A 12080-nucleotide genomic window follows, 5' to 3' on the forward strand; every position below is an offset into this window, starting at 1 on the left:
ACCTCTGTAGCTTTCTTTCCTTCTTCTACTACTAACTTAGCGATATACTCTTTAAACTCCTCATCATAGGTTTTAATCATTTTGACACGCTCCATTTCTAGATTATGGTTTTATTCTCTCCATAACGTGTCCACTTTATAGTCTAGACCCAGGGACCTTCGCTCCGGGCACTATCTCTGTTCATTAGTGCCCCAAACCTTATTGGAACCTTCGCTCCGGGCACTATCTCTGATCATTAGTGCCCCAAACCTTATTGGAACCTTCGCTCCGGGCACTATCTCTGTTCATTAGTGCCCCAAACCTTATTGGAACCTGCGCTCCGGGCACTATCTCTGCTCATTAGTGCCCCAAACCTTATTGGGACTTGCGCTCCGGGCACTATCTCTGATCATTAGTGCCCCAAACCTTATTGGAACCTTCGCTCCGGGCACTATCTCTGTTCATTAGTGCCCCAAACCTTATTGGAACCTGCGCTCCGGGCACTATCTCTGCTCATTAGTGCCCCAAACCTTATTGGAACTTGCGCTCCGGGCACTATCTCTGATCATTAGTGCCCCAAACCTTATTGGAACCTTCGCTCCGGGCACTATCTCTGTTCATTAGTGCCCCAAACCTTATTGGAACCTGCGCTCCGGGCACTATCTCTGCTCATTAGTGCACGAAACCTTATTGGAACCTGCGCTCCGGGCACTATCTCTGCTCGTTAGTGCCCCAAACCTTATTGGAACTTGCGCTTTGGGCACTATCTCTGTTCATTAGTGCCCCAAACCTTATTGGGAATTTAAATACAGTTTATTTACCCGGAGCCTCACCCACTCCTCGCAAAAGAATATTAAATCGCTTTTCAATTTGTCCAATATCCAAAATAATAAAACTAACTTAACTAGGCTTTCGCAGAGCTTTGCCGATATATCAACTTATCCTCGCAAAGCAGTAAAAAGGTGCCTCATTTATCAATCAATACGAGGCACCTCTATCTTTAATTAAATAGCTTTGCTTGCTGAAACTTACTTACGATTTTTTCAACTAATCCTACTTTTTCATCTATGTTTTCTAGGTCTGGCGTGTACATCTTATAGTTGTTCTTACCTTTATTTTTTGCAAAATACATTGCTTTATCAGCATTATCAATAAGCGTCTCTTTATCTTCTCCATCATCAGGATACATGCTTATACCAATACTTAATGAAATCTTCACTTCTTTATCATTAAGTGTATAAGGTAATGCTATATTTTCTATTATTCGATTAGCGATATCTTCAATCTCTGCCTTATTCGTTTCCTCAAAAACTATGATAAATTCATCTCCACCGAGGCGAGCAACTAAATCCTCTTCCCTTATGCTTTCATTCAACCTTCTCACAACTTCTATTAACAAGTCGTCACCAGCTTCATGACCCATCGTATCATTAACGATTTTAAAGTCGTCTAAATCAATGAACATAATGGAAAAATTATGATGATGGCGTTTGGATCTAGCCAGAGCTTTCGTAATATGTTTATCTAAAGCTTTCCGGTTAGGAAGGTCCGTTAAATCATCGTAATAAGCCATTTGATTCAACTCATTTTCCAATTCTTTTCTAAACGTAATATCAATGATTTGTCCATTAATTTTTGTGACATTTCCATCAGAGCCAATAATAGGTGTAGAATATTTAACTACCCACCTCTCACCTAAATATGGGTGATGAATACGATACTCTATCTTCGATGGTTCACCTGCGAATAATTTAATTTCATCCGCCTCTACTTTATGTTTATCCTTATCATGAATAATATCCTTCCAAGACTCTGGTGAGTACCCATATACATCAACAAAGCCCTCTGAAAAATATGAATTCTCGTTATTAATTACATCATAGCTATAAACTGCGCCATCCAATGAATGAAATAGCATTTCGTAATCTCTAATATTTGCAGTTTTAACCTTTAACTGCTCCTCCAATTTTGCTTGAGTAGCATTTAAATCACCATATTCTTGATTGAGTTTTACATATTTATTATTTATGATCCAGGTAGAAACCAATAATCCCATAATAAAGAATCCTCGAAACAATGTTTCAACATTAAAAGTATTAAAGAAATATATTTCAAATAATATCCAGAAAATAGCTATAGATACTATGATGATGTTATTTTGTTTCATTAATAAAACCAACTTTCAAATGCAGCTATATACTCTGCTGATTATTAACCTTTCTTATTTACCTGAATAAACTCTTTCAAGTCGTGGATAATATGTTCCTTAACTTCTGTCGGTATTTCTAAATCAATTCCATAAAAATATTGGCCAACGTTAGCTAGCTTTTGCCATACAATTTTCCCCGTTACAGTATGCTCTGCTACTAGGGTAAAACAAAGTTCGACATCCACTTCATTTTTACTAGACTGTAGATCTAATGGTGATTGAAGTTTTATACCAGTAGGACTAATATCAAACAATTTACCATTGCCATGTTTAGTCTCCTCAGAAACCCCATTTACTCTCAATATTCTATAAACACAATCTAAAGGTTGGCCAAATTCGTATCGAAATGTTTCTTCCCGTTTGTATCTCAACGTCATCCCCACTATCTATTAAAAGTTTCAAGGTCCTTATTCGACAATTTTCTACATTTTTTCTTTCCCAATTATAACAGATATATGGTTTAAATAAATATTACTTTCTATTACTCATATATTTCCTTTTTTTGTTCAAACTCCTTACGCAACAAGGAATAGACGACCGTATCATGATAATACTCCCCATCGAAATCAGTTTCCCTTAATACCCCTTCCTTTTCAAAGCCGAACCGCTCTAATAATTTTTGCGATCCTATGTTACCAGCAAAGATATCCCCTACTAATCGGTTTAGACATAACTCACTAAACGCATATGGAATCATTCTTTTTAAAACTTCAGTCATAACACCTTTTCTTTGATACTCTTTTCTTATTACAACTCCCATTTCTGCTTTCTTGTGCCATAGGTTAAGTTTATGGAATCTAAAGGTACCTACAATCATTCCAATATCCTTATCCTCAATCACCCAAGGAATTTCCTTCTCTTCTTGCAAATTGCTTATGTTTTTCTTTATCAGGTTTTCCATTTCACTTACTGATTCAATAGGGTGCGGAGTTATATATTTCATTGTATCCATATCACAAAAGATTGGATAAAGCTCGGAAGCATCGGTAATCTTCATTCCCCTTAATCTATAGTTCTTTGTGGTGATTGTTTCATTACTTATCATGTTGAAATACCTCCCTATTTCTCTTTTTATTGTAGCCTGCCGCTTATTACGGTCATTCAAGAAATGCATTCTATTGAACTGGGATATTTTGCACATACCAGTGTTGAATAAGCAGAATTCGCATGACGAAAAATATAAACAGTACTTTGTCTAGGAGGTTGAAAGCATGGATATTCAACGGGCACAGGAAATTATTGAATCACCTACTATGATTAATGTCAATTATCATGGAATTCCAGTCTATATTCAACAAGTTAACTCAAACGAAAATACGGCTAATGTATTCCCTTTAGACGAAATGGACCATGAGCAAGAAGTGGATATAAATGGGCTGGTTGAGGGCTAATGAACGTGTATTGCTTCGTTAATTGACACAAAAAAGTCGGGGACCTGGTCCCCGACTTTTTTGTGTCAATTTTTATTCAAGTTATTAATAAGGATTTGCCTTTCCCTTCCTAAGGCTTCATGAATTTCATATTTTACCCTTTGGAGGATTTCCTCTGTCTCAATGCCCCACTCTATTCCTTGATTTACATGATCTCTCCAAAGTTGGTGTGCTTCTCGATCGATGGGCGTTTTAAAATGTTCCCTAACTTCTTCAGAAACTTCTTCGTAAAACGCCTGATCTGACTGTCCGTTCAAAAAAGCGTTTGTGTTATGAATCGTATTAGGGTTTTTTCTCGCCGGTAGAAATCCTGGAATAGTACCTGCATATCCATGCATAATTTCCTCAATCGTATAATGCTCAATGAATCTCCAAGCAGCTTCTTTTTGCTCACTCATGGAAGTTATAGAAAAAATAGAACTGTTACTCCAGCCATGAATATTAAAAGGTAATCGAGCCACTCGCCATTTACCCGATTGCTCTGGGACAATGTCCCTTAATTGATTCGTTCCCCAAGTACCCATATAGATCATTGCAACTTTATCATCTTTTAAGTCATTAATACCTTCTACACTTTGAATACTTCTATTAGGGCTTAATCCATTCTCTTTAACTTCTTTTGTTAAATCAATGGCTTGAATAAACTCCCTGGAATCCCTTAAATAAGTCATGTTTTCATCATAAATTCCAATTCCCGATTCATAAATCTTTAAAATATCATCTCTATATTCCATTACATGTATGCCGTCTTCTTTTAACGTCTTGGCCATATCTAGCCAATTCTCTGATGATGCCATATAGTTACCTACATCCTTTGGTTCATATGGAAATCCATAGTCCCTTAAGATATCTGAACGATAATAAGTAATAAGAGGTGATGTATTAAAAGGAATTCCCAGAAGTTTTTCCTGATCGAATGACAAGGCCAATCTCCACAACTCTGGTGAGAAACTTGTCTCATATTCATCAGCACCAAATTCTTTTAAGTCAGCGAGTCCATCCATCACTTTAAAGTTACCATAATGGTCACTATCAAAAATCATGATATCTGGCCCGTTTCCCTCTAGCATTGCCGTCAAATATTTCTCTGAGTATTCCTCAAAAGGAAATACTTCCACATTTATTTCTACATTAGGATGAAATCGCCTAAAGTTTTGAATCGCTTCACCCCAACCACCTTCATAATAACTCCAAATAGTTAAATCATAGTCTTTATTTCGATCAAACTGAGAGATTCCCTCTACACCTTCCTCTTCCCTTATGTCTGTTTCATTGTTTTGAACACAGCCGACTGCTAATAACAAAAGAGCGATTAGATAAATCAATAATCTATTCATTGGTACCCCCTTCCGACCAATGCTTCAAGCCTTCTTTGTCTGTTAAAAACTCAAATATTTCTTCTTTAGACAATGGTTTACTAAAATAGAAACCTTGAATTTCCTTACAATTGATTCCTTTCAGATATTCAAGTTCACCCTTTGTTTCTACCCCTTCAGCTACTACATCAAGGCCAAGGTTATTACTTAACTCTAAAATTACCTGAACGATAGTTGACTTTTTACTGTCTACTGTAATATTACGAATGAAGTTTTTATCAAGCTTTACCTCATTAATTGGAAGATCTACGAGATGTGTTAATGACGAATAGCCAATTCCAAAATCATCAATTGATAACTTCACTCCAAGATCTTTAAGTTCAGCAATCATGCCAAAAACATCTGTTTCATTTTTTAAGAAAACAGTTTCCGTAATCTCAATAGTTAAATATTCCGGCGCTAGTCCGGACTTATCAAGTGCCGTCTTTACCATATTAACGATTCTCTGATGGTTAAAATGCTTTGCTGACATATTGACAGATACGGGCACTTTTGGGGCGCCACGATCCTGCATATTTTTGTTGTAGCGACAAGACTCTACTATTGCCCACTCATCGATTTGAAAAATAAATCCAGACTCCTCTGCCAATGGAATAAACTTATCTGGTGTGATTTCACCATGGATTGGATGTGTCCACCTGATTAGTGCTTCAATGCCAGATACTGTATTATTCTCAATATTGATTTTTGGCTGATACACCATTCTAAATTGATTCTCATCAATTGCCTCACGAAGGCCACTATTAATCAGCATTCTTTCTGAGAAGTCTTTTTTCATCGATTCATCAAAAAATTCTATATGATTTTTCCCGACTTCCTTTGCTTTGTACATAGCCATATCCGCGTATTTAACTAAATCATCAATTGTTTTTCCATTATCGGGATAAATACTTACACCTATGCTTGTTGTGACATACAATGAAAGATCATTTAATTTGAATGGCTTAGCGAATAGATTTTTAATTTTAGTAACAAAAGCAATAACGTCAGCCTTGTTCTCAATCGTTAACACATAAACAAATTCATCTCCACCTAGACGAAAGACTTGTCTATCATTCGTTCGGAGTTGAATAAAGTTCTCCGCAACAAGCTTGAGAAGGTCATCTCCTGCAGCATGTCCCAACGTATCGTTGATTGATTTAAATTCATTGAGGTCAAAAAATAACACGGCCACTTTCACATCAACTTTAGACTGCTCAGAAAGCATTTCTTCTAAATATTGATAAAAATAGGTTCTATTAGGTAATCCAGTGAGATTATCGTAATACGCTAATCGATGTAACTCTTGTTCAGACTCCTTTAAGTTTTCAGTCGTGTTTTCCAACTGTTTGTTTACTGATTTAATTTCATTAAACATATTTGCTAAATTAAATGACATGGACTTAAAGTTTTCAATTAAGGAGTGAAGTTCTAGAACAGAACTATTCGGCCACTCAATTTTTTCTGAATTTTTTAATTTTTGAGGTAAGCCAGTGGTTGCTTCTGCTAACAAATTTAAATTCCTTACCAAAATTCGTTTTACAGCAAACATCAAACCTCCCGCAAAAATGCTAAAGAAAAGTAAAAATCTTAATTGCTCCAGCGACTCGCTCATTAGTCTTTCCTGATAAAAGCCAATGGGATACTTCATCGTAATTGTAAAGGGTAATGATGTAAGTTTTTTTTCATAAATAAATCTTCCTTCTTCCCATACCATTAAGGGAAGAGGAGGAGTATCCCTTGGTAGAGACTGATAAAAGTCTTCCCCTATATTAGAGACATCGGTTCTATTTCTCCAATCTAACTGCCCGTTCGACCATAACCATTCCCCTGTTCCAGTTATGATCTTATCATCATGGTCTATTACTACAATTTCAAATATTTCCTCTGTGGCCATTCGCTCAATTACTTCGTTTAAATATCCTACTTGAATGGTATTGGATAAGAGCAATCGATTTATATCATCCCGACTCCATTGAAGCAGCACCCTCTCAATATTTTTCGTAGTAATAGCTGCTGAGTTCTGTATAGAGTTTTGTAATGACGTGTATGAATTCAGTTGTGAAACAGTAATATTTAAAATAAATGAAAAGAGTAATGCACAAAGGATGACATGGAATAAAAAGTGTTGGAAGTTAAATAGCTTTTTCTGTTCTCCTTTACCATTTAACCACCTTTCAACTGGTAAGTAAGATAAAATAATATCCGCAATTAAGACATTAATTAAACCATTAAATGTCACAATGCTAACCTGGAATATTAATTGCGTCCCTTGAAGCTCTGGAATATAAATATAATATAATAGGAATGAAAGTGGGATCCCCACTAATATCCAATAGTAAACACCCCAGAGCACTAAATTACCTCTATTTTTATATAGGTATATAGCAGCTATAATGAGCACTTCTGTTATAAACACAATGTCCCAAAATGGAATCTTAAAAAGAAACACACTTAATACATGTATTAGTATGGCTACAATGGCTGTATTCCTTAATCCAAATAATCGAACGAAAATGAATAAAAATATTGTTGCAAAAGACATTGTCACGCCATAAATATAGTGAAACTCATTTCTAAATAACAACGCTAATAGAAATAAGGATAAAAATATTGTGGTGTTTTTTAATGTTGGCTTGGACACTACCCTGTTCCTCCTAAGGTGGATCTAATTCTTTTATAGCATTTTTTATTTCTACTGTATTATTATTTTTCGACAAAAACATTCATGATTTTATCTTAATTATATTACTTTCTTCCTATTATAGATAGACTTTTTCACCTTTACATACGTACATGTTAAGAAAAACGGTGAGGTTTTGACCATTGGTAAATCACTAAAAAACGCAACAAATGGCGTCCCATCTGTTGCGTTGCATGTATTATGTTACTGTTTAATCTTCATATTAATGATTTGCTACATCTTTTTTACAAAAACGACTTTTAAGTAATCACCTTCTCTGAACGTATTCGTTGTTCTGAAATCGTCAGGTAGGGTATACTCCTCCAAGAGCTCGTATTTCTCTCCTGATTCCTTGAAAGCTGCATCAATAAATCCTTTAAACTTATTCATATTCATTCCACTATAATTGGTAGAGGCTACTATAATACCTGATTTAGATGTAATACCAATGGCTTCTTTAAGTAAATTCTTATAATCCTTTGCTACACTGAAAGTCATCTTTTTTGACCGTGCAAAACTTGGAGGATCTAGTATCATCATATCAAAGGACAACCCTTTTTTTTCAGCGTATTTGAAGTATTTGAACACGTCCATGACCTTAATGTCGTGTGCTTCATAATCTAGTTCATTCACGCTAAACTGTTCGATTGTCTTCCCTAGACTACGGTTAGCTAAATCTACACTTGTTGTTTTTGTCGCTCCACCTAATGCTGCAAAAACGGAAAAAGCTCCAGTATACGAAAACGTATTAAGAACCTTTCTCCCCTTTGCGTATTTATCCCTAATTGTTTTCCTCACATCTCTTTGGTCAAGAAAAAACCCAACCATTGCTCCTTCATTTAGATAAACAGCAAAGTTTACACCGTTTTCTTTAACGATAATAGGAAATTCCCCACGGTCTCCCGTTACAAAATCATCTTCTTCAATATATTTTCCGTCTGTACTAAATCTCTTTTTCTGGTATATTCCTTTATATGATACAACTTCTTTCAAAGCTGCAATAATGTCTTCCTTGAAGGTATATATTCCTTGACTATACCAGGAAATGACGTAGAAGCCATCATAATAATCGATAGTCAATCCACCAATTCCATCGCCTTCACCATTGAAGACACGAAAGGCTGTTGTATCAGTGCTCTGATAGAAGGATGCTCTGTTCTCAATCGCTTTGCTTATTTTTCTTTGAAAAAATTCTTTGTTTATTTCTTCAGATTCTTTTCTCGTAAGCACCCACCCATAGCCTTTATTTTGCAAACCATAAAAGCCTATTCCTAAAAACTCTCCCTTTTCATTTGTGAGCCTTAATATCGTACCCTCCTGTTTCAAATCTCCCAAATTATTAATCGCCTCTTTATGTAATAATGGATAGCCACTTTTATATTTATTCTCAAACTGATGATTAATAATGATATCTTTTCTATTTTTCATAATATATTCCTTTCTATTTCTTTGTATCTAGTTATTCCACGAAATTTGTAGTATTTATACGATTTATTTTGGGACCTCTTCCCTTAAAATCTAGTACGAGGTGGTGGTATAATAATAGAGGTTTATTTATATTTGCAACTGAAGGGGGTATTTTTTGAATTATCCAGTCATGAGATTAAATCATAACATGGACATTATTAACGGAGGGCATATCCTTTACTCCTACGAACAACAAGATCATTATAAAGATAATCTACTAACTTTTATAATAGATGGAATAATGCATAACCAAACCACCATTGTCATCGAAAACCAAGATACTATTACGCATATACGAGAGAAACTCGCCTCTAGACTATCACCTGAAGAAATACTCCATGTTCATTTTATCAATAATTTCACTTACTACCAACTGTATGGTGAATTTTGTTGTGAGAGTTCCTTAAAATTTTTCAGTGAGTTCCTAGAACCAATAAAAGAATATAATAGAAAAATTAGAACTTGGGCTCATGTAGAGTGGAAGGATCAAGAAAATATTGTGGAAAAACTCATACACCATGAACATGCTTCTGACAAACTTTTAGAAGGAACAGGCTTAATTTGTGTATGCGCCTATGATGGTAATCATTTGCCCGCTTCATTGCTTACATCATTATTGACACATCATGAGTTTTTAATGACTGACCAAAAACTTGTACGCTCAACTCTCTATAAAAATGATGAGAAAAGCACCATTTTCCCTTCCATTTCTGCACAGTCAAATTTGCATTCAGAAATGGATTTGTACAAACGAAAGCTCGATTTTATCCATGTTGTCTCACACGAAGTGCGCAACCCACTAACCGTCATTAAAGCGTACGCGTCCTTAGTGCTTGCAAGGGAGGAAGGATTAAGTCAAGATAGCTTGAAAAAAATAGAGAGTATTAATGATTATACAGACATTATCGATTTTGAAATTTCACAAATCATATATACCGAGACACTCCTTTCTAATTCCTTTACATTAGAAGAAGAAAGCTTTAACCCGTTAACAGTTATTAATGAAGTTTTAAAGATTATGGAAGTGAAAGCAGAATCGCAGCATATTACATTGATACCGTCCATAAACAATCTACCTAGAAATGTTCGAATTAAAAACAGTAAAGTTGGACTCCGCCTTATTATTTCTAATCTCATTAATAATGCTATCAAATATAGTGAGGAACAATCCAAAATTTATTTAGATGTACAAATTCTAGATCATCAACTCTGTATCCAGATTAAGGATCAAGGTCTTGGAATGACGGAGAACCAATTATCAAACATCATTGAAAACAACCCTTCTTTTATTAACAGTAAAAAAGGAAGTGGGGTTTATATTGTAAAACGGCTAATTGAAATGTCTAATGGAGAGATCTCTTACTCAAGTGAATATGGAAAAGGTACTGAGGTAACGATAAAATTACCTCTAAATTCACCCGTAAATCAAGTGGCTGTGGAAAACTAATTGAATCCATATGCAAAAGGATCTTGCTTTTATGCAAGTCCTTTTTTATTTTTAACATTCAGTGCTATAATACTTTTATTGAAAATTTAGATAATAAATTTTAAGGGGGGTTATCCCGTGCCAATAAATATCCCAAAGCAAATGCCAGCAAGGCAGATTTTAGAAGAAGAAAATATTTTTATTATGGATGATGAGCGTGCGGTTACACAAGACATTCGCCCTCTGAACATCATTATTCTAAATCTCATGCCTGAAAAGGAGAAGACGGAAGCTCAACTCCTTAGGCTTCTAAGTAATACACCGTTGCAGGTAAATGTTACTTTTCTAAGAACGACTACTTACGAACCAAGAAATGTAAGTCAGTCCCATCTTTCGGAGTTTTATACATCCTTTGATGAGATTAAGGAGAAACGTTTCGATGGAATGATTATCACTGGCGCTCCAATAGAGCTCTTTCCATTTGAAGAAGTGGCATATTGGGATGAACTCACAAAAATTATGGCCTGGACAAAGGACAATGTAACTTCTGTCATGCATATATGTTGGGGTGCCCAAGCTGGCTTATATTTTCACTATGGCATCGAAAAGGTTTCCTTATCGGAAAAATGCTCTGGCGTTTTTCATCACAATATCATTGAAGCCCCAAGCATTAAATTAATTCGGGGATTTGACGATGTATTTATTGCCCCACATTCGCGATATACAGACATTTCTATGACACAATTGATGGAGAATAAAGACTTAGTTTTACTGGCTAAGTCACCAGAAGCTGGACCATTTCTAGTGATGTCTAAGGATGGAAAACATATTTTTGCAACAGGTCATCTGGAGTACGATACCTCCACTCTTGCAGAAGAATATGAACGTGATTTGAAAAAGGGAATAGACATTCTTTTACCTGAGCACTATTTTCCAAATAATGACCCAACGAAGAAGCCTATCAACCAGTGGCGCTCACACGCACATCTACTGTTTTCAAACTGGCTAAACTATTATGTTTATCAGGAAACTCCATACGATTGGAGATAAGGATGGGAATGGGAGTGGATTGGGAGTAGGAATGGGAATGGGAATGAGAGTGGGAGTGGAATGAGCACTCTAACAGGCACGAGGGAACATGATTGGGAGGCCTCGTGCTTTTTTGGTGTGTTCTAATTGGTGGGGGGAATTGGTGAGTTAGTTTGGGCTTAATTTGGGTCGATAGTTTATCGACAGTTTTGCGTTTTCATACATCAAATCTGTCGGTAACCCTTGCTCTATTCGACAGTTTTGCGTTTTCATACATCAAATCTGTCGGTATTCCTTGCTCTATTCGACAGTTTTGCGTTTTCATACATCAAATCTGTCGGTATTCCTTGCTCTATTCGACAGTTTTGCGTTTTCATACATCAAATCTGTCGGTATTCCTTGCTCTATTCGACAGTTTTGCGTTTTCATACATCAAATCTGTCGGTATTCCTTGCTCTATTCGACAGTTTTGCGTTTTCATACATCAAATCTGTCGGTATTC

At 35.8% G+C, this 12080-nt stretch carries 9 protein-coding genes; 3 read left to right on the top strand and 6 right to left on the bottom strand.

Annotated elements, in window-relative coordinates; genetic code table 11:
- Positions 1 to 979: 979 nt before the first annotated feature.
- The 3 genes from BW724_RS22025 to BW724_RS22035 form a co-directional block, all read right to left on the bottom strand.
- Positions 980 to 2146 carry a sensor domain-containing diguanylate cyclase gene (locus BW724_RS22025; protein WP_235849044.1) on the bottom strand — a complete coding sequence of 389 codons (1167 nt, stop codon included), beginning with the start codon at positions 2144 to 2146 and terminating at the stop codon, positions 980 to 982.
- A 44-nt stretch (positions 2147 to 2190) separates the two neighbouring features.
- Complete coding sequence (locus tag BW724_RS22030; RefSeq protein WP_176371532.1) at positions 2191 to 2559, bottom strand: PilZ domain-containing protein; 369 nt, start codon at positions 2557 to 2559, stop codon at positions 2191 to 2193.
- A 110-nt stretch (positions 2560 to 2669) separates the two neighbouring features.
- Positions 2670 to 3233: a GNAT family N-acetyltransferase gene (locus BW724_RS22035; protein WP_088077222.1), complete on the bottom strand. Its 564-nt coding sequence runs from the start codon at positions 3231 to 3233 to the stop codon at positions 2670 to 2672.
- 166 nt (positions 3234 to 3399) lie between these two features.
- Here BW724_RS22035 and BW724_RS22040 point away from each other — a divergent pair, with 166 nt between their 5' ends.
- Complete coding sequence (locus BW724_RS22040) at positions 3400 to 3579, top strand: H-type small acid-soluble spore protein (RefSeq protein ID WP_088077223.1); 180 nt, start codon at positions 3400 to 3402, stop codon at positions 3577 to 3579.
- Positions 3580 to 3644: 65 nt separating this feature from the next.
- Here BW724_RS22040 and BW724_RS22045 read toward each other — a convergent pair whose 3' ends face one another.
- The 3 genes from BW724_RS22045 to BW724_RS22055 all read right to left on the bottom strand — a co-directional run bounded on the left by BW724_RS22045 (position 3645) and on the right by BW724_RS22055 (position 9084).
- Positions 3645 to 4955 (bottom strand): ABC transporter substrate-binding protein, encoded by a 1311-nt coding sequence (locus BW724_RS22045; RefSeq protein WP_088077226.1) that lies wholly within the window; start codon positions 4953 to 4955, stop codon positions 3645 to 3647.
- The gene (locus BW724_RS22050) at positions 4948 to 7617 is read right to left on the bottom strand and encodes a putative bifunctional diguanylate cyclase/phosphodiesterase (RefSeq protein ID WP_088077228.1); all 2670 of its coding nucleotides are present in this window, start codon (positions 7615 to 7617) and stop codon (positions 4948 to 4950) included. Before BW724_RS22050 ends, BW724_RS22045 begins: the two co-directional genes overlap by 8 nt.
- A 273-nt stretch (positions 7618 to 7890) precedes the next feature.
- The gene (locus BW724_RS22055) at positions 7891 to 9084 is read right to left on the bottom strand and encodes a class I SAM-dependent rRNA methyltransferase (protein ID WP_088077230.1); all 1194 of its coding nucleotides are present in this window, start codon (positions 9082 to 9084) and stop codon (positions 7891 to 7893) included.
- 154 nt (positions 9085 to 9238) lie between these two features.
- On the opposite strand from BW724_RS22055, the gene BW724_RS22060 reads away from it, so the two are divergent.
- Positions 9239 to 10570, top strand: coding sequence for an MEDS domain-containing protein (locus tag BW724_RS22060; RefSeq protein ID WP_088077232.1), 1332 nt, complete (start codon positions 9239 to 9241; stop codon positions 10568 to 10570).
- Between the two features lie 117 nt (positions 10571 to 10687).
- Positions 10688 to 11599 carry a homoserine O-acetyltransferase MetA gene (metA, locus tag BW724_RS22065; protein ID WP_088077234.1) on the top strand — a complete coding sequence of 304 codons (912 nt, stop codon included), beginning with the start codon at positions 10688 to 10690 and terminating at the stop codon, positions 11597 to 11599.
- The last annotated feature ends 481 nt before the right edge of the window (positions 11600 to 12080 follow it).

Source organism: Litchfieldia alkalitelluris (genome assembly GCF_002153425.1).
In the GTDB taxonomy this organism is placed as follows: Bacteria; Bacillota; Bacilli; order Bacillales; family Salisediminibacteriaceae; genus Evansella; species Evansella alkalicola.